This is a genomic window from Alkaliphilus transvaalensis ATCC 700919 (genome assembly GCF_000621485.1).
Taxonomy (GTDB): Bacteria; Bacillota; Clostridia; order Peptostreptococcales; family Natronincolaceae; genus Alkaliphilus; species Alkaliphilus transvaalensis.
On the sequence record NZ_JHYF01000006.1, the window covers coordinates 129,991 to 154,948 of the forward strand.

25 protein-coding genes are annotated in these 24,958 nt (G+C 32.2%); 19 read left to right on the forward strand and 6 right to left on the reverse strand.

Annotation, left to right across the window (positions count from 1 at the left end; genetic code table 11):
- The first annotated feature begins 95 nt into the window (after window positions 1-95).
- The 9 genes from T335_RS20085 (at window position 96) to T335_RS0106785 (ending at window position 11,851) form a co-directional block, all read left to right on the forward strand.
- Entirely contained in the window at window positions 96-308 is a 213-nt protein-coding gene (locus tag T335_RS20085; RefSeq protein ID WP_051569178.1) for a hypothetical protein, read from the forward strand.
- A 550-nt stretch (window positions 309-858) separates the two neighbouring features.
- A complete protein-coding gene (locus T335_RS0106750; protein WP_026476866.1) occupies window positions 859-2,142 on the forward strand; it encodes a hybrid sensor histidine kinase/response regulator in 1,284 nt (427 codons plus the stop codon).
- Between the two features lie 27 nt (window positions 2,143-2,169).
- Window positions 2,170-5,700, forward strand: coding sequence for a response regulator (locus T335_RS20090; protein ID WP_051569179.1), 3,531 nt, complete (start codon window positions 2,170-2,172; stop codon window positions 5,698-5,700).
- A 12-nt stretch (window positions 5,701-5,712) separates the two neighbouring features.
- Window positions 5,713-6,861, forward strand: a complete 1,149-nt coding sequence (locus tag T335_RS0106760) for a CheR family methyltransferase (RefSeq protein ID WP_051569180.1) — start codon at window positions 5,713-5,715, stop codon at window positions 6,859-6,861.
- Window positions 6,797-7,888, forward strand: a complete 1,092-nt coding sequence (locus tag T335_RS0106765; protein WP_026476868.1) for a hypothetical protein — start codon at window positions 6,797-6,799, stop codon at window positions 7,886-7,888. Before T335_RS0106760 ends, T335_RS0106765 begins: the two co-directional genes overlap by 65 nt.
- Window positions 7,889-7,892: 4 nt before the next feature.
- Window positions 7,893-8,561 (forward strand): hypothetical protein, encoded by a 669-nt coding sequence (locus T335_RS0106770; RefSeq protein ID WP_026476869.1) that lies wholly within the window; start codon window positions 7,893-7,895, stop codon window positions 8,559-8,561.
- Window positions 8,551-9,567: a DUF4350 domain-containing protein gene (locus T335_RS0106775; protein WP_026476870.1), complete on the forward strand. Its 1,017-nt coding sequence runs from the start codon at window positions 8,551-8,553 to the stop codon at window positions 9,565-9,567. Before T335_RS0106770 ends, T335_RS0106775 begins: the two co-directional genes overlap by 11 nt.
- Window positions 9,557-10,522 (forward strand): AAA family ATPase, encoded by a 966-nt coding sequence (locus tag T335_RS0106780; RefSeq protein WP_026476871.1) that lies wholly within the window; start codon window positions 9,557-9,559, stop codon window positions 10,520-10,522. Before T335_RS0106775 ends, T335_RS0106780 begins: the two co-directional genes overlap by 11 nt.
- Window positions 10,523-10,537: 15 nt before the next feature.
- The gene (locus tag T335_RS0106785) at window positions 10,538-11,851 is read left to right on the forward strand and encodes a DUF58 domain-containing protein (RefSeq protein ID WP_026476872.1); all 1,314 of its coding nucleotides are present in this window, start codon (window positions 10,538-10,540) and stop codon (window positions 11,849-11,851) included.
- A 222-nt stretch (window positions 11,852-12,073) separates the two neighbouring features.
- Here the strand turns inward: T335_RS0106785 and T335_RS0106790 are convergent, their stop codons facing one another.
- Window positions 12,074-13,021 (reverse strand): stage II sporulation protein M, encoded by a 948-nt coding sequence (locus tag T335_RS0106790; protein ID WP_026476873.1) that lies wholly within the window; start codon window positions 13,019-13,021, stop codon window positions 12,074-12,076.
- A 70-nt stretch (window positions 13,022-13,091) separates the two neighbouring features.
- Here T335_RS0106790 and T335_RS20095 point away from each other — a divergent pair, with 70 nt between their 5' ends.
- From T335_RS20095 to T335_RS0106820, 6 genes are all read left to right on the forward strand, one after another.
- Window positions 13,092-13,784: an RDD family protein gene (locus T335_RS20095; RefSeq protein ID WP_034327922.1), complete on the forward strand. Its 693-nt coding sequence runs from the start codon at window positions 13,092-13,094 to the stop codon at window positions 13,782-13,784.
- Between the two features lie 262 nt (window positions 13,785-14,046).
- On the forward strand, window positions 14,047-15,348 hold the full coding sequence (locus T335_RS20100; protein ID WP_051569181.1) for a hypothetical protein: 1,302 nt from the start codon (window positions 14,047-14,049) through the stop codon (window positions 15,346-15,348).
- Between the two features lie 218 nt (window positions 15,349-15,566).
- On the forward strand, window positions 15,567-15,725 hold the full coding sequence (locus tag T335_RS22215; protein WP_156943640.1) for a hypothetical protein: 159 nt from the start codon (window positions 15,567-15,569) through the stop codon (window positions 15,723-15,725).
- 135 nt (window positions 15,726-15,860) lie between these two features.
- Window positions 15,861-16,079 (forward strand): hypothetical protein, encoded by a 219-nt coding sequence (locus T335_RS0106810; protein ID WP_026476874.1) that lies wholly within the window; start codon window positions 15,861-15,863, stop codon window positions 16,077-16,079.
- Between the two features lies 1 nt (window position 16,080).
- Window positions 16,081-16,386, forward strand: coding sequence for a spore coat protein (locus tag T335_RS0106815; protein WP_026476875.1), 306 nt, complete (start codon window positions 16,081-16,083; stop codon window positions 16,384-16,386).
- Window positions 16,387-16,492: 106 nt separating this feature from the next.
- On the forward strand, window positions 16,493-17,338 hold the full coding sequence (locus tag T335_RS0106820) for a nitroreductase family protein (RefSeq protein WP_026476876.1): 846 nt from the start codon (window positions 16,493-16,495) through the stop codon (window positions 17,336-17,338).
- A 71-nt stretch (window positions 17,339-17,409) separates the two neighbouring features.
- Here the strand turns inward: T335_RS0106820 and T335_RS0106825 are convergent, their stop codons facing one another.
- Window positions 17,410-18,309: a CAP domain-containing protein gene (locus T335_RS0106825; protein ID WP_026476877.1), complete on the reverse strand. Its 900-nt coding sequence runs from the start codon at window positions 18,307-18,309 to the stop codon at window positions 17,410-17,412.
- Between the two features lie 294 nt (window positions 18,310-18,603).
- Here T335_RS0106825 and T335_RS0106830 point away from each other — a divergent pair, with 294 nt between their 5' ends.
- Both T335_RS0106830 and T335_RS0106835 read left to right on the forward strand, forming a co-directional pair.
- On the forward strand, window positions 18,604-19,086 hold the full coding sequence (locus T335_RS0106830) for a ribonuclease H-like YkuK family protein (protein ID WP_026476878.1): 483 nt from the start codon (window positions 18,604-18,606) through the stop codon (window positions 19,084-19,086).
- Between the two features lie 249 nt (window positions 19,087-19,335).
- On the forward strand, window positions 19,336-20,151 hold the full coding sequence (locus T335_RS0106835) for a M55 family metallopeptidase (protein ID WP_026476879.1): 816 nt from the start codon (window positions 19,336-19,338) through the stop codon (window positions 20,149-20,151).
- A gap of 133 nt (window positions 20,152-20,284) precedes the next feature.
- On the opposite strand, the gene T335_RS0106840 is transcribed toward T335_RS0106835, so the two are convergent.
- A complete protein-coding gene (locus T335_RS0106840; RefSeq protein ID WP_026476880.1) occupies window positions 20,285-21,517 on the reverse strand; it encodes an aminopeptidase in 1,233 nt (410 codons plus the stop codon).
- 328 nt (window positions 21,518-21,845) lie between these two features.
- Between T335_RS0106840 and T335_RS20105 the strand changes: the two genes are divergently transcribed.
- Complete coding sequence (locus T335_RS20105; protein ID WP_051569183.1) at window positions 21,846-22,769, forward strand: polysaccharide deacetylase family protein; 924 nt, start codon at window positions 21,846-21,848, stop codon at window positions 22,767-22,769.
- 135 nt (window positions 22,770-22,904) lie between these two features.
- Complete coding sequence (locus tag T335_RS0106850; RefSeq protein ID WP_026476881.1) at window positions 22,905-23,102, forward strand: helix-turn-helix domain-containing protein; 198 nt, start codon at window positions 22,905-22,907, stop codon at window positions 23,100-23,102.
- Window positions 23,103-23,140: 38 nt separating this feature from the next.
- On the opposite strand, the gene T335_RS0106855 is transcribed toward T335_RS0106850, so the two are convergent.
- From T335_RS0106855 to T335_RS0106870, 3 genes are all read right to left on the reverse strand, one after another.
- A complete protein-coding gene (locus T335_RS0106855; RefSeq protein WP_026476882.1) occupies window positions 23,141-23,323 on the reverse strand; it encodes a hypothetical protein in 183 nt (60 codons plus the stop codon).
- A gap of 132 nt (window positions 23,324-23,455) precedes the next feature.
- Window positions 23,456-23,635, reverse strand: coding sequence for a hypothetical protein (locus tag T335_RS0106860; protein WP_026476883.1), 180 nt, complete (start codon window positions 23,633-23,635; stop codon window positions 23,456-23,458).
- A 496-nt stretch (window positions 23,636-24,131) separates the two neighbouring features.
- Window positions 24,132-24,608 carry a DsrE/DsrF/DrsH-like family protein gene (locus tag T335_RS0106870; protein WP_026476884.1) on the reverse strand — a complete coding sequence of 159 codons (477 nt, stop codon included), beginning with the start codon at window positions 24,606-24,608 and terminating at the stop codon, window positions 24,132-24,134.
- Window positions 24,609-24,958: the final 350 nt, after the last annotated feature.

Below are 24,958 nucleotides of genomic sequence, written 5' to 3' on the forward strand. Positions count from 1 at the left end.
TAGTTAGGATACCATTTATACTAACAGATGTAGGAGGCGTATTAATGAAAAATATAATTGTTTATGGCAGTCATTTGTGAAAAGATTGCCCACCATTGAAGGAGTATCTTTCAGCAAAAGGAGTACAGTATCATTACTTAGATGTAAGCTTAGATTTACCATCTTTAAAGAGTTTCTTAAAACTAAGGGACAATAACCCCATATTCAATGAAGTAAAGGCAGCGGGTATGCTGGGGCTGCCAACCATTGTTGTAGGGGATGAAATAATAATTGACTTCCAAAAGGATAGACTAGAAGAAATTTTGTAAACTTTATAGATTAACAATGGATAATAGGCACCTATAAGATTTCCGATCTCTATAATATATTAATGGGATATGTCATATTAGAGGGAGGAAGAATTATGGATGAAGGTTTAATTAAGTCCCTTAAGAAAATGTTAAAGGATAAAGCTACAGATAGCATTATTATAGATTCCACTAAAGGACACAATTGTTGAAGTTCTTATTTGATCCCTTCTGTCAGAGTGGGAAAACCAAGCAGTACACAATATTATAATGTCTATGAAGTTGATGGAATTAAAATCTATGTAAATAATTATATTTCCTTCAGTAAAGAGATGTTAACTAATTTAGTTAGAGACTTGCTGGGGAGAGAATAATAAAGAGTGTATATAAGACCAAGGTCATAGCTTTGGTCTTTTTTTTATGTAAAATAAAAAAGATTAAAAAAATAAAGAAAATTAGTAGGACTAGAAAGCCAATTCCAATGATAAAAATTGACAAATTAGGATATTAGTATAAAATTATAGTATAAAGTGATTTATAATACTAAAAATTTACGGGATGTGGGATGAAGATGTTAAAAAACACAGCGTACACGATATTGATAGTTGATGATAATCACAACAATTTATTTTCATTACGAAATTTAATTAAAGAATATATTGATGCCACAGTTTTAGAAGCAGATTGTGGTCGTGTTGCATTACAGAAGTTAATGAGAAATACAGTAGATTTAATTATTTTAGATATTCAAATGGAAGAAATGGATGGTTTCGAAATTGCATCTTTAATTAAGCAACGAAAAAAAACGAAAGACATTCCCATTGTTTTTTTAACGGCTTCTTACGTTGGAGAAGATTTTCGAAAAAGAGGCTTTGAAATAGGAGCAGTTGATTACTTGACTAAGCCTATTGATGAATATCAATTAATTAATAGAATTAATACCTATTTAAAACTGATTGAAAAAGAGAGGCTTATTAATTTACGCTTAGAAGAAAAGGTGAATAGACAGATCGAAGAATTACGAAAAGCAAAGGAAGAGGCAGAAGCTGCTAACGAAGCCAAAAATACCTTTCTAGCAAATGTATCCCATGAGTTTAGAACACCATTAAACATCATTATGAGTATCACTCAAATGCTAAAACTCTACATAGAAGATGAAGAAATTAATCGTAATAAAATGAGAAAAAAAATAGATATGCAGGTGCAAAATTGTTATCGCCTTTTAAGATTAGTAAATAACTTAATTGATATAACAAAGATCGATTCTGGTCACTTTGATCTTAGTATTAGTAAATGTAATATAGTAGAAATTGTGAAGGCAATTACTTTGTCTGTTGGCGAATATGTTGAAGATAAAGGGATTTATTTAAGTTTTGATACCAATGCTCAGGAAAAAATAATAGAATGTGATTTAAATTCCATAGAAAGAATCATGCTTAACCTATTGGCTAATGCCATAAAGTTTACACCGCGGGGTGGGAATATACATGTGGCAATAGAAAGTATGGAAGACCAAATTCGTATATCGGTAAAGGATACAGGGATTGGTATAGAAGAAGACAAGCTAGCGGTTATTTTCCAAAGGTTTAAGCAGGTAGATGAATTACTTACTAGGAAACATGAAGGAAGCGGGATCGGACTTAACTTAGTAAAGTCTTTAGTAGAGATGCAAGGGGGTAATATTTATGTACATAGCCAGTATCAGAGGGGCAGCGAATTTGTTATAGAATTGCCAGTGGATTTAAATCTTCAACAAAGGCAAGAGGATATTCCTAAATATGAATCGAATGAAAGTGTTATTCAAAAAATCCACGTAGAGTTTTCTGATATATATTTCTTAGAAAATATTTCTTAATAGGATTGAGGAATGGGGGAGAGCTGTTTGAAAAAGATAAGGCTGAATATTTTTAATCGGTTGGTAATTGCCCTAATAACTGCCATAGCTGTACTTGTTGGCTTTGGTATCTTTACAATAATAAGAATTGACCACCTGGCATCTGTTACAAAAAAGATTTACGCTGATCCGCTGAAAATTTCTAAGACTGCAAATGAAACAAGAGTTGATGTTTTAAAAGTCCAGAGGGAAGTTAAGGATCTATTATTAGTATCTGATAAATCTGAGGGTGGTAATATTGAATTAGAAGTAGTTAAGTTAATTAATAAGGTACAACACCACTTAGATGTTATTAATCATGGAGAAAACAAAGAAGAAATTTTAATGCTAGGAGAGGAAATTGAAGCACTGTTTTTTCAATGGCGCTATAATAAAGAAGAATTAATGGCACTAAACCAACAAGGGAGAGATCAAGAGGCCAGTGCTTTATCTAGAAATAACAATCATATTGTAGAAGAAATAGAAGAAAGACTTCTTGCCATTGCAAAAATTGCAGAGGAAAGTGCAACTAATTTAGTTGATGATGCCTTTATGATTGAGCAATCATTAAAGTTTACTGCTATAACCATAATGGCGACCTTAGGAATATTTTTAATTATTTTATTTGCAGTAATCATCAGAAGTATACTTAGCCCAATTAATATACTTAAAAACTCCATGAATAAAAGTATTGAAACGGGTGAATTAAGAAGAGTTGATTTAAAGGGTGACAATGAAATTGTTGAAATATCCAAATATTACAATATGTTAATAAGAAAACTTCAAGATCAGTTTTGGATAAAAGATAGCGAAAATCACCTTAATCAAGAAATAACAGGAGATATACCCCTTACAGAACTAACTGAGAAGGCATTAAATTATATTGCTCGAACAGTGGATGCAGGAAAAGGGGCCTTTTACATCTATTATCACGATCAAAGGAACCTACGTCTAACAGCCTCATTTGCCTTTACCGAGAGGGAAAGCTTATCAAATGTATATCAGTTAGGTGAAGGCGTGGTAGGTCAGGTTGCCTTGGAAAGAAAGGCGATATTATTAAAAAATATCAACAGAAAAGATGAATGTATTAATACTGGATTATATAAAGAAGCTCCTACCAATACATATACTTTCCCACTAGTGCTAGAAAACAAATTATATGGTGTTATTGAACTAGCATCCTTTAATGAATTAACTGCTATAAAAAAAGAGTTCTTAAATCAAGCTTCCGACATCATTACAGTTTGTTTAAACGGTGCATTACAAGGTGAGAAAATAAGAAACCTATTAAAAATTTCTGAAGAAGCCCAAAGGGAAGCAAAAATTGCTGCAGAAGATTTACAGAAGGCCAATATAGTATTAGAAGAACAACAACAACAGTTACAACAGCAAACAGCAGAGCTTCAACAAACAAACGCAGAACTTGAAGAACAACAACAATTATTACAACATCAAAGTGAAGAACTTCAAAAAACCAATTCTCAGCTGGAAGAACAACAACAGATACTAGAGCAACAAGCAAGTTTATTAAATATGAAAAATAGTGAATTAGAAAGAACAAAGGATGAATTAATTAGGTACTCACAAAACTTAGAGTTAGGTAATAGGTATAAGACAGAGTTCTTGGCAAATATGTCCCATGAATTGCGTACCCCTTTAAATTCAATTATTTTACTTTCTAGACTTCTCATGAATAATAAGAATGGTATGATTCAAGAAGACTTAGAAAAAATTGCCGTAATAAACAATTCTGGACAAGAACTTTTAAGGTTGATTGATGATATTTTAGATTTATCTAAAATTGAAGCTGGAAAAATAGATATTAATAAAATAGAATTTAGAACTAATGATCTTGTTAAAGAAGCAAGGCAGCTATTTGACAAATTAGCAGAGGAAAAAGGCATTCGCTTCTATGTGGAAGACTTACTAGTTAAAAATTTAAAGGGAGATCGGGATAAAATATCTCAAATACTACGAAACCTAATCTCTAACGCCATCAAGTTCACAGAAGAAGGCTCAGTAATATTTAGGTTAGAGCCTGATCCGGTAAACCCAAAGGCAGCTACTTTTACTGTTGTAGACACTGGGATAGGAATTGCAAAGGAAAACTTATCTAGAATTTTTGAAGCTTTCCAACAGGGGGATGGGTCCATCTCTAGACGTTTTGGAGGAACTGGGCTGGGATTATCCATATCTAAAAAATTAGCAGAGCTTATGGGAGGAAAGATATTAGTCGATAGCAAGCCCCATAAAGGCAGCAGCTTTTCTCTTTATCTGCCTAACATAATTTCTGAAGGGAGTTATCTAGATCAGGAATTAGAAATTCTTCAAGAAAGTGCCGCAACTAAGGAAGAGAGCATGACAAGTGTAAGCCATAAGGTAATCTTAATAATAGAAGATGATCCTAACTTTGCAGAATACATAAGTGAAATAAACAAAGAGTTAGGATTAAAAACGATTATTGCTAAGACTGGGAAGGCTGGACTCGATTATCTAAAGGACCAAAGGATTGATGGTGTACTTTTGGATTTAATGCTACCTGATATAAGTGGAATAGATGTACTTAATGAAATCAAGAATACTCCAGAATTAAAGCATCTTCCAGTTCAAATAATCTCCTCATGGAAAAAGTCTAGTGTTTCTCAAGATATAGGTGAAATACCTTATAAGGAAAAGCCGATGGATACCTCCGAAATAAAGAACATTGTAAAGGAACTGGTGAATTTACAAGAGGAAAATCAAAAACTTTTGGTAATTATGGATGATGAAAATCAATTAGATTCAATACATGCTTTATTTAAAGATCAGAACATCAGATTAAAGGGGAGTACTACAGTTGAGGATGCAAAGAAGCAGCTAGATGCAGAGGAGTATGATGCAATTATTTTAGACTTCGATGTTACAAAAGAGGAAGGTATTAACGTTTGTAGAGAGTTAAATAACTTAAACCTCGATACTCCAGTGATAATCTATGCGGGAGAAGACTTAACTGAAGATCAAGAAAAGGAAATTAAAAAGTATTGTAATCGAATTGTTGTAAAGACAGCAAATTCAAAAGAGCGATTAATTGATGAAGTAACCTTATTTTTACATAAGCTTAAGAATAAAACAGATCAGTCACCTTACTTGATATCTAAGACAAATATCGAACATTCCCTTCGGCTAGATGGTAAAAAGATATTAATCGTTGATGATGACACTAGAAATATCTTTGTATTAGCTACAGCCCTCGAAGAATATGGAGCTGAAATATTGGAGGCGGAGAATGGGAAAGCTGCCCTAGCAACATTAAAGGAAAATAATATTGATTTAGTTTTAATGGATATTATGATGCCTGTAATGAACGGTTTTGACACAATCAAGGCTATACGAAGCGATGAAATTCTTAGAGATATACCTGTTATAGCGATTACAGCAAAGTCCCTAAAAGAGGATCGGGAGCGATGTATCATTGCAGGGGCCAATGATTATATATCAAAGCCAGTAGATTACGATACTTTAATTCGATTGGTTAAGGCATGGATAGATAAGAGATCATAAAGGAGAGTAGTAATGCAGTTAAGTATTAAATATGATGCAAAAGGAATAAAAGAACTTTCAATAGCTGGAGAAGTAGAAACAGACGAAGAAACAGCAATTTTGTTAAAATATATAAATGATTGCTTGGAGGAAAGATTTAACATTGTTTTTCTTGATGCTAATATAGTAAATAAAATCATCATTGACAGACTATATATGCTACAGGAATATCACCAATCGGAAATCCATGTAAATAAACAATATTTATATGCATATTTACATAAACTGGGCATCTTATGTAAGTATGTGAATAGAGGCAGAAGAAAGAGCGAAGGATTAAATGAAAATTCATTGGAATTTGAGTATAAGCTGAGTAATGAAGAGGTCTATAGTTTTTTATTAGATATTTATCGTATTTATGGATACGATTATACTAATTATCAGATTGATAGTATTATGAGAAGAATAAAAATATCAATGCTTAGGCAAGGCTCAGTGAACTTTAATGACTTTAAAACTGCAGTTATAAATGATGAAAGTTTATTCGAGCAGATGTTTATAAACTTTTCTATCAATACAACCGAATTTTTTAGAGATCCAGAGGTTTTTGCAGAAATTAGAGAAAGTATATTACCCTACTTAGATTCTTTTACCCATATTAAAATATGGTGTGCAGGGTGTTCTTCTGGACAAGAACCATATTCTTTGGCAATTTTACTTGATGAAATGAATATGTTAGACAAAGTTCAAATTTATGCAACTGATATAAATCCATACGTGATTCAGGAAGCAAAGAATGGACTTTATCCATTAGCGGGTGTAGAAAAACAAATAAATAATTATCGAATGGCACAAGGCTGTAAGGGTTTTATGGAATATTTTAAGCTTAGGGGTAATTACATGGAAATATCTGAAAAACTAAAAAAGAATATCCTTTTTTTTCAACATAGTTTAGTAGGAAGTGGAATCTTAAACGAGTTTCAGTTAATTTTATGTAGAAATGTACTCATTTATTTAGAACCTATATTACAAAAAAATATATTAGCGAATTTCTACGATTCCCTAGACTTGAGTGGTTTTCTAATTTTAGGTAAAAGTGAGGGCATATTAAATAATAATGGTGGCGAGTTATTCTATAGCCATCAACAGCCTGATAAAAAAATATATCGAAAGAAAAATTAAAGACTATTCTAAAGCTGCATCATTAGATGTGGCTTTAGAACTAATTAGGCTTAGGGTTAGAAGGAGAGATGAAATGGGAGTACTTAATTTTGCAGAAATTATGGATAAATCTATTGAAATTTTGAAAAAGAAACTAAAGTCGTTGATTTTTTATAATCTTGGTTATGGGGTAATATTGTTTTTAAGTAGTATCCCACTTATCATTGCAGGGTCAGTTATTATAGCTATTTTTGCACCTATATTTGATGCTTGGGGAGGCATGCTTATAATATGTCTGCTAATTGCGTCATTAGTAGGGTTTATTATGTCCTTTAAGATAGGGGTTATGAAAATTGTCAGCGAAGAATATACAGGAGAAGAGGTCTTTGCATTTGATGCAATCAAAGAGTCCTTTAAAAAGTCTCCTAAAGTAATGGGTATGTATTCTTTAGCTTTTTTAATATATGGGCCCGTGATAGCCTCTGTAATCTATGTTCTTAACAGGTTTTATTACGAAATTGGTATGTCCTTATTATTAAATCAGAATGCTGTAACAGGCATGGTCATTTCTACTTTAATAGGAATAGTTTTTATTATTTTATTAGTTGTAGGCATAACCACATTATATACATCTTTATTAATCTTCTCGATACCCATAATTACTTTTGAAGATGGTGGAGTCATCTATTCTCTTAAGAAGAGTTTTATAATGGTGAAAAAGAACTTTTGGAGAATAGTAGGGTGTAATATACTGATCTATCTGAGTGTCATCGCTATTAGAGTCTCTATAGAGAGTTTTGTGGGATTGCTAGTGGCAGTTTTTTTCATTGTTTTAAGAATTTTTGATAATAACCAAAGTTTTATGACAATGCTTTATGCTGTTTCTGGGGTTTTAAGAAATCCACTGAACATTATCACTTACTTTATTTTTGCTCCATTAAACGCCATTATGATTTCACTATTGTACTTTAATGAAAGGTTTAAGCAGGAAGGGTTCGATCTGGTCTTAAAGCTAAGAAAAATTCGTAGAATGAAGGAAAGGAACTAGGCTTGTGAAACATATAGATGGAATGATTGCTGCAAAATCTGAATTTGATCATATTGTAAAGGAAATATTAGAAAGTCCTCGGTATAGGCATTTAGGTAATGGAAGGGAGAACGGGCTGGATGAGTTAAGAAAGTGGTTAGTGGATTGGCTTAGTAGGCTATTAGAAAGATTGTCTTCAAATGAGATGGAAATATCTCCTGTTGTAGCCGACAGACTTTCGGTTTTGGCCCTAATTATAGGTTTAGTATTCATCACGACAATTGTTGTATTTATAGCTGTTAAATTAAATAAAACCTTTGAAAAAAATGATAGAGTTAAGGAAATTTTAGGTGAAAAAATAGATGATCTGACCACACCCAATAGTCTTAGGGCAAAAGCTGAAGAAATACAGTTACAAGGGGATTTTAGATTAGCGGTGAGATATGATTTTATTGCCCTATTATTATTACTTCATAGGTCAAAGATTATTTATCTTAATGAGGCTAAGACAAATGAAGAAATATATCGTTGCTTAATTGAAGGTAATTTTAAAAGTTTGGAAGAGATTAAATGGCTTATAAACACCTTTAATTCAGTTTGGTATGGATTGAACACCTTCACAGAAAACCAGTATAAAGATTGGAACCATCAATTTAATAGGCTTTGGAACGAGGTGTTGAAGGATGAAGGGTAAATTAAATAAAGAGTTGATGATATTTATATTCCTAATTCCAATTTTTTTGATGGGAGCCTCATTTTTTTCTAATAGAAGTGATCAATTACCAAGTTACTCTACCTTAAATCGAGGCGAAAGGGGATATAGTGTATATTATGAAACTTTAAAGCAACTGGGATATCCTGTACAACGAGGCTTAATAAGGTTGGAAAACCAAGAAATTAATAAGTTTCAAATAGTAGTTGAATACGGAGATTTTGACATTAATCATAAGGATATTCGGGAATGGGTAGAAGAAGGCGGTAGATTACTTTATCTTACTCAAGATCACCGGTCCATCGTTGAATATGGTAATAAAGTTATAATAGATGACGATATCTTCTATATTAGTTATGAAAAGGGCATGATTATTGTGGGTGATGCTGATGGCATTACTAATGCATCTTTACTTGTCGATACTAGTTATCCATATCAGTTGTTACAGATGCTGGTAACCTACGCTACAGATGAAATCATTTTTAATGAATATCATTTATTTAATGAAGGAAACAATAATTCCCTCTGGAACCAGATCCCTTTAAATTTCAAGATGATTATTTATCAGTTGATTCTAGTTGTTATTGGTTTTTTTTATTATAAAGGCAAGTCCTTTGGAAAGCCAATTCCCCTTCATGATGAAGTTGAAAGGGAAGAACATGAGTATCTTTATGCTTCAGCTTCCCTATACAGGGGTGCAAAGTGTTGGGATATTATGCTCGAGAATTATTATGAAAATTTTTTAAAGATTTTAGGGAAACATGAAGAAAATTGGCTAGAACTTTGGGGACAAACACAACTACCCCATTACCATAAGGCAAAGGAAGTCTATAGCTTTATGGAACAGGAAGAAAACCAAGTTAAAGTAAGCGGTAAAGAAAAATATAAAGAAACTCAATATAGTGAGAAGGAGTACAAGAGAATGGTTGAGTTGATAGACCAGTTAACAATGGTATTGAAGAAAAGGAGAGAGAATTTTGGAAAATAGCCGAGAGACTAAGATCAAGAGAATAGTAGACCAGATCAAGATTGAACTAGACAAAGTAATTGTAGAGCAGCAGGATTTGGTTGAGTTTTCATTAATAAGTTTAATTTCTGGCGGACATGTTTTAATAGAGGGGGTTCCTGGCTTAGCGAAGACCTTAATGGTTAGGGCTTTAGCTAAAACAATTGACCTTGATTTTAAACGTATACAATTTACCCCTGATTTAATGCCTGCAGATGTAACAGGAACAAAGGTTTATAATATGGCATCCCGTGAGTTTGAACTAAAAAAAGGACCAGTCTTTACAAATTTTTTATTGGCAGATGAAATTAATCGAACACCTCCTAAAACCCAGGCTGGTTTACTGGAATCTATGGCAGAAGGGACAGTATCTATAGATGGTGAAATGTTAAATCTACCATCTCCTTATATGGTATTTGCTACTCAAAATCCTTTAGAATATGAAGGGACATATCCATTACCAGAAGCTTTAGTAGATCGATTTTTAATGAAGATTGTAATTGATTATCCTTCTTTTGCTGCAGAGTTAGAGGTTTTAAATCGTCATCATAGTGGCTTTAAAAGCATAAATCCAGAAGATTGGGACCTTAAGGCTGTTTGTAGTTGGCAAGATATTGTTGAAGCTCAACAAATGTCAATAGGGGTAAAGGTCGAACCTCAATTAATGGAGTATATTATGAAAATTATTACAGAGACAAGAAATGATCCAACTATCGAGATTGGCAGTTCACCTAGGGGTTCAATTGCATTGCTACAATGTGCAAAGGCTTGTGCCATCTATAATGGGAGAGATTATGTTATTCCAGAGGACATAAAAAGAATGACTATTCCTACCTTAAGACATAGAATTGTTCTAAGACCAGAGTTAGAATTAGAAGGAATTAAAGCTGATGAGGTATTGTTACAGATTCTTTCTAAAGTAAAAGTACCTAGATAGAAGGTGGGTGATCTTTTGTCTATTACCAAACGGTTTATTTATTTATTATCAGCAGGCATAGGTATTTTAATGCTAGGAATTATTTTTCAAAAGACTTTTATTTTATTCCTATTATATAACCTTTTATGTGGTGGCTTGTTAGTAATTGATTATTACATATCGCCAGATGAAAAACAGCTTGTTATAGAATCAAGTAAAGAAGAGACTTTATCTATTTATGAAAAAGAACCAATCAATCTATATGTTTATAATAAAAGTCCTTATAAGATTAATTTAGAAATTAAAGATGAAGTACCTAATTTTCATTTTAGAGTAGAAAACAAAGTAATAAAGGGAAGTGTGATGCCCCATGAAAAAAAGCATTTATCCTATGTGTTGACTCCTACTAAACGGGGTGCATATATCTTTCATAACATATATCTAAGGTTTGAAGGTCGGCTAGGGTTATGTATAAAATCCTCTAAAGTTAATTTCGAGCGGGAATATAAAGTTTATCCTAATTTAAAAAATCTAAGAAAGTATAGGTTGAGTATTTGTAATAATAGGTTATTTAAAATGGGTCAAAGAAATATTAAAAGCCTTGGTAGAGGAACCTCCTTTGAAAGTCTAAGGGAATATGTTTCGGGCGATGAATATAAAAAAATTAATTGGAAGGCATCTGCAAGGGGAAATAAATTAATTGTAAATCAGTATGAACCAGAGAAAAATCAACATGTATACATTTTTATCGATACAGGTAGACCGATGAGTTATACTGTTAGAGGAAATAGAAAACTAGACTTGGTAGTTAATACTGCTTTAGTATTATCGGATATCATTAATCAAGGAGGAGATCAATCTGGCTTACTTTTATTTAATAAAGAGGTCAATAAAATGCTAATGCCCGGTAGAGGAATTGCCCATAGGGGAGCCATGTTAGAGACCTTATATCACATTGATCATACTAATGAAACCTCAAATTTTATAGAGGCCTTTCATCAATTTAAAATGAAGGAAAGAAATAGGAGTATTATTTTTCTATTTACGGACTTTACAACCCATGAAGAGGCTGAAGATTTATTGAAGGTGTTACCTATAATATCAAAAAATAATATTGTCATAGTAATGCTAATTAGAAATGAAGGGCTAGAAACCATCGCTAATCAAGAGGCCAAGGATGAAGAAGAATTATTTAATAAAGGAGTGGCATTAGAATTTCTAGCCGATAGAAAAAAAGTAGTAAGCATATTAAATAGAAGGGGCGTATTCTGTATCGAAACGGTGGCAGAAAGTTTAGAGTATACGGCAGTAAATAAATATATTCAGTTAAAGAATAATACTTTCTTGTAGTAGGAAATTACATAATTAGTATTAGATTTATATCAAATAAATACTTCGCTACTTGGTGTTCGATGAGTAACTTAAATCATGACTTTAATTCAAGAAACTAAGGGTTAGTTTTTGTATTTCCATAAAAAATATAAATTCAGACTTAAGGTATTATACAGTTACCTCGATTACTTTAGTAGAAGCCCCAATAAGAAGCTGATCTCTTAGATAAAGTCTTCAATTTTATTTTTTAATAAAATATGGAATAGAAAAGTATAGAGCAAGAATAATAGCTGTTAAGGCTGCAAAGGAAAGTTTAAGGCCCTCTGATATGTTAAGGGGGGTAAAGAAGCCTTCGATTATTCCTGCAATAACTAACATTAAAACGATACCAACGATTAGAGAAATAGCCTTCTTACTACCATAAATTAACCCTTGTTTTCTGCTATATTCCCCAGGGATTAACATAAACCTTGCAATAATTAAACCAGATGCACCAGCAATAAAGATAGCAGCTAATTCAATGATCCCGTGGGGTAAAATTAAAGACCAATAACTTAGGGGTTCCCCATAAAGATAAACAAGTGCAGTAAGGGCACCTAATAAAGCACCATTTATAAATAGTACATAAATTGTTCCTATGCCTAGGGTAATTCCAAAGACAAATGCCCTTAAAGAAACGCTTATATTGTTAAACATAATATAACTAGACATGAGGGGATAGTTCCATTGTCCTTCAGCAGTTATTCCTTCTTTTATTCCATTAATATAAGCTTCTGGTAAAAATAATATGGCATAGTCAGGATTATAAAAAACCATAAACATACTGAGGAACACACCAAAGATAAAGAAGCCAAATGAAAGTAAGATGTAAGTACGGAATTCCCTTAAAAGGTTAGGAAATCCATATAAAATGTAATTTTTAAAGCTATTAGTAGAGACTTTTTTTACTGCATAGATATGACTATGGCAATCACTAACTAATGAGTTTAGGTAAGTTACAGTAGTACTACCGGGATAGTGGGATCTAGCATAGGCAAGATGAACACTACATTGTCTGAAGGAAGATAAGAAATCCTTAACTTCTTGAGATTTGAGGGATCTAATACCCTTTTTGTTAATCTTCTTAGAAAGGGTCTCTAAGTCCTTCCATATATGGGATTTTAGTTCAATAAATTTAGTTTCAGTCATGATCTTCACCTCTTTTTCATTTTAACAGAAAAATACTAATTTGTGTATATATGTATTGGAGGGATAACGCTTGAAAACAACAAAAATCTTAACCCCAGAAAATGTTGAAGTGGAATATACACTGGCGGGGGTAGGCTCTAGAATAGCAGCAACTATTGTAGATTTTGCTGTACAAGGATTAATTATCGGAGTACTTTTAATAGCTACATTACTAATAAGCCAAACATCTATTAATTTTTGGGAAGATTATTATGGTTGGCTAGTAGGGATTTTAATATTAATTTACGGTATCCTTTTTTATGGTTATTTCATTATAATGGAGCTGACAATGAATGGTCAAACCTTAGGTAAGAAAGTCTTGAAAATTAGAACCATTAGAAGGAATGGACAACCGATTACATTAAGCCATGCTGCAGTAAGAAATTTATTTAAAGTGTTGATCGATTTATTTGGCATAGGGGTAGCGATGATATTTTTCTCTAAAGAAAATAGGCGATTGGGCGATCTAGTAGCCTCAACAATTGTTGTTATAGAAGGAAAAGAAGTGAAGCCAGTTTCTCTTATTAATCTAACTAAAATAGATCCGAAGTTAAGTTATTATTTGACTCAGGAAGAAGAGGAACTTTTAAAGGAATATTTCGAACGGAAGAATGAAATTGAAGACTTACAATCCTTTAAAAGTGAATTGAAATACCATATGATTAGCCGTTTTACCGAATTAGGTATTTTAGAAGAGTGGAAGGATTTTATAAATGAATTGTAAAGATTTCCTTTGAAAACATTCATATTAGTGTAAACTTCATTAGGAAGAAGAAGTATGCTAACCCTTTTTATAAGGAATTAGCAAAGTTTTTCTTTAATTATTTTAATATAAAGAACTTTACGTAATGAGTTTCAACGAAGTCGTCCTTTAAATTTTTCTAAGAAAGATTTTGTTCTAGTATACATTAAAGGGAGGTTCATTTATTAGCCAGAATTATTAATATTTAAACGGGATTAATTTGAGACTTGTGGAGGAAAGTGATATGGAGGAATATAAAGTAGAAGAAATAACCCTTGAAGCCAATATAGATGTAGTAGAGCAGGTAGACAGACTAAAAAAAATGTATTTAGAGCTATGGTGGAACACAAGGGTAGATTTCCCCTATATAGATCAAACAATTAGATTAATTGATCAATATAGTAATGGCAAGAAAATAGATGGTTTCATAAAGACCTTTTCTAAGGAGTTAAAGAATGTCATCTCCCTTAATAAGAACAAGAATTGGAGTAATCAATTAGCTACAATGATTAGAGATTTTGAAAGTAGTATGGTGGGTTACCAACAGTGCTGTGTAGATTTTTTTATTGAAAAGGGGTATGCTAAGATTACAGAAGACTTTCTAAATGAAGTTAGAAATTTTGACCATGAAATAGAAGTATATGATATATTTCAAGCAATCAGAAATGTATGGATTATGAATAGTCTTCAGGTGATTTTTGGAAATGAAGTTAGTTTAACTCCTTCCATCTTTGCATATAGTATGCTTTATCCCTATAGTGATAACTATCTAGACAACCAAGAAGTTGGTGTAGAGGAAAAAATAAAATTTAATGATAGATTTAAGGAAAGACTAGAGGGAAATCGGATAAAAGCCACAAGTGATAATGAAGCAAAAATTTATAAATTAGTAGCAAAAATTGAAGCTCAATTTAGTAGAACCAATTACAAAGAAGTATTTGATAGTCTTTTGGCTATTCATAGTGCACAGATAAACAGCCTTTCACAACAACGAGGAAGGATATTACCCTATGAGGGAGATATAATAGGCATTACCTTTGAGAAAGGAGGCACTTCAGTATTAGCAGATGGGTATTTAATTAAGGGAAAACTAACGGAGGATGAAGCTAAATTTACTTTTGGTTATGGTGTTTTTCTACAATTAATTGATGACCTACAGGATGTTGAAGAAGACTATCAAAATGGGCACATGACTATTTTTTCCCAAATCCTTGGAAAATGGCCTTTAGATCTATTGGTTAATAAGCTATTTGCTTTTATTAATGAAATAATTTATGAGGAAAGTACCCTAAAGTCAACCGATGCTATGAAGGTAAAGGATGTAATCCATGAAAGTTGTAAAATTATGATCTTAGAAGCAATTTCAAAGAATAAAAAATACTTTAGTAGGTCTTATATTAGGCAATTAGAAAAATATTCCCTATTGCGATTTTCATACTTTAAAAAGATCAAACGAAAATTAAATAAGAGCTTTTCAGAAGAAGAGTTAAATAAAATATGCTCCACATTGGGGGAAGGTAATATAAACTCTCTGGGGAATGTATAACATTTTACAAGTAATTAATTTCTTTGCCTTCTACCTATTTACATGTATATCATAATACTATCTTAATAATGATTTTGGTAGCATTACAGAAAATACAATCTTAATATAATAATTAGAATATAGGTTATATAAATTATGGAATTTTAAATATGCTAGAGTAGGGACTAAAAATATGGGTATCAGTATAAAAATATAAAAATTTAAGGAGTTTAAGTAAGATGGCTAAGAAATTATGTAAATTAGTTAAAAAGGATTTGATAAAAGAATCCTTTTCTGAATATGTTAAACTGGTCAATGAACCAACTCATATTTGTAAGTCTTGTGGCCGAGCAGTAAATCATGAAAAAAATGTTTGCAACCCTAAAGAAATTGAATAAAGTACTTTGTTAGATCCCATCTTAAGATGGGATTTATTTGTTGAGAGGAAAATTTTAATTAGAATGATTTATTAACCTTATGCTAAAAATATAATTGGGTTAAAAATATAATTCACTATATGGAGGTTGCTAATAATGAGACATTTATCTGATACAGAAGTTTTAGCCCTAACTGGGCTGTTAAGGATGGAAAAAGATGGATTGGCAGTTTCGAGAGCTTTAGAAGCCATTATAACAGATGATGATTTAAGAAAGGAAACACAAGCTGGAGTGTTAGCAGCAGAAGGAAGAATACAAGCTATACAGCAGTTTATAAACGAAAATCATGTCACCACAACAGAGGAGGTACGATAATATGGGATCTTTATTAGGGAATATGGTAAAAAGTAATACAGATATTAATGATGAAGTCATCATTAATACCTTAATGGCCAGTACTGTTGGTGGTGCCAATGCATATTTAAATGCTACAATGGCTGCTGCTACACCAGAATTAAGAGCAATGCTAGCATCGAATGTTAACTTAATGATTGGTAGAAACTCTGCTCTAGGAGCTTTAGCCATGAAAAAAGGTTGGGAAAGACCCTATAGCTCCCCTAGCCAACAATTGGCAGAGACCTATGATAAGTCGAAGCAAGTAGTTCATCCTAAAGGAATGTAAAACTCATAAATTAAGCCTGCATTTATTATTTTTAATTAATGCAGGCTTAAAATTTTATTTCGTTTTAATTAATGGTATGATAAAAATAAAAAGGGGAGGAATGAAGATGTTTTTTCAACAACCAATAACAGAAATTATTAAAAATCGAGTTTCTGTTAGGAGCTATAGTAATGAAAACCTTTCGGAGGAAGTAAAAAAGCAGATTAATAGTTATCTAACTAGTATTGAGGGGCCCTTTGAAGCTGAAACTAGGTTTCAAATGATAGATCGTGAAGACATAAAAATTAATAATGGAAAAATTGGTACTTATGGTGTTATAAAAGGAGCTAATACATATATTGCTGGTATGCTAAAAAAGGGAGACTATGATTTAGAAGAACTTGGATATGTTTTTGAAAAAGCAATACTTTTCCTTACATCTATAGGGTTAGGGACATGTTGGCTAGGAGGAACCTTTAAAAGAAGTGGTGTCGAAGAGATTGTGGGTTTACAACAAGAAGAGATGTTGCCCGTTATTACACCAGTAGGTTATGGGTTAGAAAAGAAAAGATTTATTGATTCCACAATAAGATTGATAGCAGGCTCTAATAACAGAAAAGATTGGAAGGAACTATTTTTTAATAACGATTTTGATGAAGTCCTCAACAAAGAATCAGCAGCAGAATATAAGCTTCCTTTAGAAATGGTTAGGCTAGCACCATCGGCCTCTAATAAACAGCCATGGCGGATTGTGAAGGATGATCAAAGGTGGCATTTTTACATGGAATCGACAAAAGGATATAGTAAAGCATTAGGGTATGACATACAAAGAATAGATATGGGAATCGCAATGTGTCATTTTGAGATGACCTTAATAGAGGCTGGTTTAAAGGGCAAGTGGCAGATTGAAAGTAATGTACCTAAAAAAGAAGAAGTAGAATATATAATTACATGGATACAAGAGTCCTTTTAGGGTAGAAAGATATGTAAAACCTCCCATGGAAGCAATACAAAGCTTCTGTAGGGAGGTTGTTGTTTGATATTTTATCTTGGCTTACTGATAAACATTTGAGTATAAACAAATCCATACCTAGGGCTGGTTCTTACACCAATGCCTACATGAGTGAAATTAGGGTTTAAAATGTTTTGTCTATGGCCACTGGAGCCCATTAGAGCTACATGGGCATTATCGACGTTATTATTTCCTGCTAAATTTTCTCCAGCATGTAAATAATTTACACCAAAACTATCCAACATTTCAAAAGGACTGCCATAAGTAGGAGAATAGTGACTGAAATAATCATTATCTACCATATCTTGAGACTTAACACCTGCAACTTGAGCAACCTCGGCATCTATTTGTAAAGTGGGTAGCCCATTCCTCTCTCTTTCTTGATTAATAAGCTGTACCATTCTTTCTTCCTGAGACCTTAAATTGCCACCTTGCCCCTGAGCCTGCTCTTGGTTTCTGGTAGTTATAGGTTGTTGCTGTTCTTCTGCTAAAGGAGTGGTTTCATCTTGAGGTGCTCTTGCGGGGTCTTGTTGAGTGATTCCGGGTTGTTCTTCATTTGCTTCTGGTTCATGGGGAGGTGAAACTTCTTCCTCATCTACCTCTACGTCCCTAACAATTGGTTCGGCAGAAGTTGCATCAATACTACCTACTTGATTATTGTCTAGTTGAATAACATACCAATCTCCAACTTGCTCTAATACTCTAACAACATCATCCCTCTTTAGGGTAGCTATTGTATCGAAATCAAATCCAATTCCACTTTTTACATCTGCTGAATCGCTAGTAATTCTACAATGCTCCACATCGCCAGTTTTAAAAATAGAAGATTCGTTAGTTTCTAAATTATTATCTTCAACTGGTCTTTCTTGGGGAGCTCTGCAGGATACTAGGAAAATAGATAATACTAACAAGATTAAGTATTTTTTCTTCATGTGTATGCCTCCAATAAAATAATTTAATATTAATTACTAGATATATTATTAGTAATTTTAAAAAATATATTTTTTAATAAAGAAGTTAAATTATGTTATTAATGAAAAATTTGAGGAAATATCATACCATAACGATGAACTTAATAAGATTTATGTAAATTTCATTACTAAAAAAGTTGAGGTTAAATTCAATAATTAATTTAAATGAAAAACTGCAAGTTTGCATAAACTAGTAATATAAAAGGTAATTAATACCTAACAGCTAGGGAGCAGAAGGACTTGGAGGTGTTATCTATGAAAAGTATTACCTATGGAGAATTAAGTTTTCAAGAAGTTTGTGATAAAGTTCAAGAATATACAAAAAAAGATTTGGAATCTGAGTATATTATATCAGTAGGTACCGACTCTCAAAATATAGGTAATTTTACTAAGGTTGTTTCAGTTATAACCCTTGTAAGAAAAACAAAGGGTGGAATATTTTTTTATGATATAACTAAGGTAAAAAAAATAAAAAATATAAGACAAAAAATTCTAACAGAAACACAATCAAGTATTGACTTAGCCTGTAAGTTAGTGAAATTTTTAAATGATAATAATATTGATGCACCTTTGGAAATACACATTGATATCGGAGAAAAGGGAGAAACGAAAGATTTAATTAAGGAAATAGCAGGATGGGTAATGGGATTAGGGTTTAAATGTCGAATGAAGCCAGACTCCTATTCATCTTCAGGAATTGCAGATAAAATTTCAAAAAGAGGAAGTCGAGTTGGTTAGCTTATACTAGAACAGGTCAAATTTTTTGGCCTGTTTAATATGTAGTATGAGAGAATGACCCTATATTAAAAATATCTGCAGATTAGAGGAAAAGTTGTTCGTTAATCGAATTAATTAAGAATAAGGAAATTGCAAAATAAACACTAAACAGAGAAGTTTTAATTTTTCATTAACATAAATTAAATATAAACGATACAATTTCCTTGAATAAGTATTAAAATAATCAAAAAATTTAAAAGGGGGATTACTATGAAAATTTTTATTTCTGCGGATATTGAGGGAATTAGTGGTGTTGTTAACAAAACCCATACAATGCCCCAAGGTCATGATTATCACATGGCAAGAACATTAATGACTAATGAGGTGAATGCAGCTATCGAAGGAGCCTTAGAGGCTGGAGCTACAGAAATTGTTGTAAATGATTCCCACGGACGAATGACAAATATATTACTAGAATCTCTAAATCCTAACGCACAATTAATAACAGGATCTCCCAAGAAGCTAGGAATGATGGAAGGGATAGATGATTCCTATGATGCTGCCTTATTGATTGGCTACCATGCTAGAATGAATACGCCAGGGGTATTAAGTCATTCCTATCATGGGGGGGCTATTTCGAATATTAGTATTAATGGCAAAAATGCAGGAGAATTTTTTATAAATGCTTCTGTAGCTGGCTTTTATAATGTTCCAGTAATTGTGGTTTCTGGGGATAATATATTAGCTGAAGAGGTGAAAGAAGTCGATGGTAACATTGAAACTGTTGTTGTTAAAACAGCCCATGCTAGGCTTACAGCAAAATGTTTACATCCCACTGTAGTTCATAAAGCCATTAAGGAGACTGTTAAAAATGCAATTTTATCTAGTAAAGTTAATCCCATATCTTTAGATGGAGCAATAGAAATGGAAGTTACCTTCTTAAATAGTGGTATGGCAGAAATGGCGGCTATCATGCCTAAAACAGAGTTTTTAGGAGGATCAAAGGTAGGGTATAGAGGGAAAGACATTATAGAAGCCTACAGAGCCCTCATTTGTATGTATAACTTGGCTAATGTAGTAATATAGATAGATAGCCCCTATTGCTTAGAAAGTAAGCAAAGGGGCTTTAATAATAATTGAAATATGCAAGTAGAAATATTAGGAGATTAGTTTCCCCTTCTGTAGAAAATTGATCTTTTCATTTTGTGGATATAACTATTTAGATTGACCAGTTACCCCCTCTAAAAATTGGATATAATTTGCCATCCAATGTTTCGCCATCTACATTCATATCGTTAGATCCAATCATGAAATCAACATGAACTAAACTAGTGTTAGCGCCCCGCTCTTCCAGCTCTACTTTAGATAATCTTCCGCCATCTTCAATACAAAGAGGATAAGCACTGCCTAAGGCTAGGTGACTGGATGCATTTTCATCAAATAATGTATTAAAGAACACAATGTTAGAGTCAGAAACAGGAGATTTGTGGGGGACAAGGGCTACCTCTCCTAGATAATGGGACCCTTCATCGGTTTCAATTAATTTTTTTAAAGTTTCATAGCCTTTCTCAGCAGTAAAGTCTACAATGCGGCCTTCTTTAAAAGTCATGGTAAAGTTTTCAATTACTTGCCCCCCATAATTTAAAGGCTTTGTACTGGTAATATATCCATTAACCCCAGTTTTAAGGGGCATAGTAAATACTTCTTCTGTGGGCATGTTGGGAATAAATTCGTTACCCTTCTCATTTTTTAGCCCGCCACCTATCCATAGATGGTCATTTGGTAATTCAACAACTAAATCGGTAGAATGATTTTTAAAGTATAGTTTTTTAAACTTCTTATTATTTAAGTATTCTAGTTTTCCTCTTAAATTATTAATATGTTCTTTCCACGAGGCTACAGGATCATCTAAATTAACTCGTGTAACTTTAAAAATATTTTCCCATAATGCATTTACTCGTTCAGACTCATCTAAATTAGCAAAAACTTTATCGGCCCATTCTTTAGTTGGAACAGAAACAATTGCCCAACTGACTTTTCCTGTTTGTGTATATCTTCTAAAATTTTGTAGGGCTTCTGCAGCAGTTTTATTATTTATAGCCACCCTTTGAGGGTCTACTTCCCTTAGAAGATCAGGGTTGCTAGCAGATATAGACAAAAAGGCAGCACCTGCTTCAGCCATTTCTTCAAACCCTTTAGCCTTCCAAATTGGAAACTCTTTAAGGGCTTCTTCTGGAGCCTTTAATAACTTTAGTTTGGTTATTTCCTCATCATTCCATTCCACATGAACATATCTAGCCCCAACCTCATAGGCCTTTTTAGTAATAGCCCTGACAAATTCAACTGAAGTTATGGGACTATTGATCACTAGGGTTTGATCTTTTTGGAGATTGATAGCTACCTTAACAACAAGTTCGGCGTACTTATTTAAGTTACTCATAAAATTTTCCAAATCAAAACCTCCCTTAATATGTAAAAATTTTTTTATACAATATTTATGATGAAGGTTTTTGAGATAAAAGTCAATATTTAGAATTGTACTTTAATTAAGAAAAATTTATGGGATATAAATATAAAATAGCTAATATAAATGAAGCATATCGAAATTAAAAGGAATATTTAGGTTATGAAGGAACATTTTAGCTACCCCAATTTTTTTGAAGGAATTTGAATATAAATAACTAATTATATTATAAGGACTTTTAGTGTTACTGAACTTTGTATTTTTTTTTACGTCTATGATATGGGTGCCTATTGAAATTAAGAAAGAGGGAAAATTAATGAAAAAAAAGGATTTATTATTTTTACTAATACCTATAGCAATAATTATAGCTATTTCCTCGGATGAAGTATTAAACCTTGTACAAGAAAGCTACGAATCCTTTTCGATTAATGCTGAAGCTAAGGCTTTAACTGAACTAAAAGGTGAGGCAAAGGAGGCAGGTCATGACGATGAACTTCAAGATGATGAGTTTAAGGAAAGTGACGTTGGATTTACCGACATCCTCGTAAGGCGAGAAAGATTGACCCAAAGTTATATGGACCAAATTATGAAAGTAGTGGAAGAAAAGATAGTCTATTTGACTTTTGATGATGGGCCAACCCCTGTGATCACAAATGATATATTAGATATTTTAGCGGAAGAAGGAGTTGAAGCTACATTTTTTGTTTTGGGACAACATGTAGAAAAGTTTCCCCATATACTTCAACGAATTCATGAAGAAGGTCATATAGTTGGTAATCACACCTATTCTCATAATTACAGTAAAATATATAGAAGTCCTGACCACTATATGGAGGATTTATTAATGGGAGAGGAAGCCATTAAGGCTGTTTTAGGAGAGGATTATGAATTAACCTTAACTCGATTTCCTGGGGGTTCTTTTGGGGGCTATAAAGGTGCTTTTCGAAGAAGGTTGATAGAAGAGGGGTATGTATATATCGATTGGAACAGTTTAAATGGAGATAGTGAAAAATCCAGCCCTTCGAAGGAATACTTAATATCTCGATTTAAACAAACATCAAGAGGAAAAGATGTTTTAGTGGTATTAATGCATGACGGCTATGGGAAATCAACAACAGTAGAGACCCTACCTTATATTATAAATTATCTTAAGGAGGAGGGTTATCGTTTTAAGCCGTTGCCTCAATATATTGAAACAGAGATTATTAAAGATTTAAAGATAGAAACCAGTACCTACTAGTAGGGAACCAAAAAAATGAGGAGGTTTAACATAATTACAATTTTTATACTATAAAATAAAATAGAGGATGAACTCCTAAAGATTGACGGAATGAAACAGCGGGATATAATAGTTAATTTTATTGGGGGGTTGTATATGTTAAACGGTATTAAAATTAGAGAAATAAGAACAACAAAAGGTTATACCACGAGGGATGTAGCTAGATTTACTAATATTTCAAAAAGTTATATTGAGGAATTGGAAAGGGGAACAAAGCAAAACCCTTCTTTTAATAAAGTAGTTACCATTGCTAGAGCATTAGGTGCTAAGGTAGATGAATTAATAAGCGAATAGGATAATTAAAACCCTACATTTGATGTAGGGTTTTGTAATTACTGTAAAAAAGTTTTATGATATTGAAGTAGTATTTGTTCTCTTGCGTCCAAAGCTTGTTGAAGAGAAGCTTCTTTTTTTACTAACTGATCAAGTTTTTTACTATATTTATTAAGGTCCTTCTTAATATTAATATTTATATTAAAAGAACTAAATTTTAATGAAAAATTAATAGCTGACATACGATTTCCTCCTAATTTTAAATTTCATAAATGTTGTACCTCATAAAAATTATTAATTCTAAATAAATGATTCATTTGTATTCCTCCTTTTCATTAGATTTCTTCTAACCTTAGATTTCTTCTAACCTTAGATTAACAATTTAATCTATGGTAGTTTGCTAAATAGATTTCTTGGTCTCTGGTTACTTGATTTAATAGCGATTCCTTATTAAATAGACTAAGTACCCTACCTTGCATCATATTCAAGTCTTTATTCACCTTAATATTGATACTAATTGAGCTTATATTGATTGCAAAACTGATTACTGACATTAACGGTTTCCCTCCTAATCTTCAATTATGAATTTGTAAAGATTTTATACAACAAAAAAACCATAGGGTTATGTTCCTATGGCAAAATTAATAGCATTAACAAAATCTGTTAAAGGCAGATTAAATTCTTTTATTATTAAAAATAATAAAAGCCATAGACTGGATAACCCAACCTATGACTTAAGTTATACTTAAAAACATCAAAAACTTATATGTTCTTAGTCATAGGTCGTGCTGATATTTTTTTAGTTGCAGTTTGGTTTGATAATAAGATTAACTTTTTCATTTCACGACCTCCTTAGATAATTTAATAACACTACTAACATAGTATAACCAATAATGGTAAAATATGCAATAGTTTTTTGGAAAAAAATATATTTTATGTTATTTTATATTAAAGTATTTAAAATCATGATTATAGGGATAGTTAAGCTAGCATTAGTTGATCAGTTATTTCTAAATAATAATAAAAAATATGGTGTTTATGGAAAATACCCTAAATAAAGAGTTGCATATTAGAGCTTAAGGCATCTTTTAAATAGTCTTTAGCTTCAATAATTTCTACTTCTGGTAATAATTCTTCTGGCTTAAAACCCATAATATCAACTGATAACTTACAGCCATAAAACTTAACTCCTTTTTTTCTAGCACCATTTAAAAAATCGATTAACTTGGGGGCTCCGTCGTCCTCCATCATTTCTAATAACATTTCTTTACCAATGCCTGCAAAATTCATTTTAGAAAGGGGAAGGTCTTCTGGCCCCTTGGGAGCCATCATACCAAACATTTTTTCATAGGTTGTTTTATCTTCACCAGAAGACTTTTCAGGGTCCCTTACTAGGCATAAACCCCAAAAGGCAAAGAAAATTGTTACATCTACATCCATCTCCTTAGCAGTATTAGCAAGGATTAGGGCAGCCAATGCCTTATCATAATCACCACTAAACATTAATAAATTCATCCTTTGAGTCAAGATAAAACCCTCCTTAAATAGATATTGGTATCTGTTGTATTGTAACCAATTGCAAGGATATTATTAGTTATTAGAGAGAATTAACTCATGAAAAATATAAACAAAATAAAAATTGACCCCTATACAAAGCTATGTGTATCAAGGGGCCATTTTTAGTATTTTGAAGTTAGTTGGAATCATTATTTTTTTGTTTTATATATTTATCTATTTTAAATAATAAAGGGCTTAAAACACCAACTGTCATGAAAAGATATGAGTATAATTCAGAACGAAATGGAGTTGATAACACAAGACCAACATAACCCATTAATAATGATGCTAGAATTAAGTACATAATTTTCTCCTTCCAT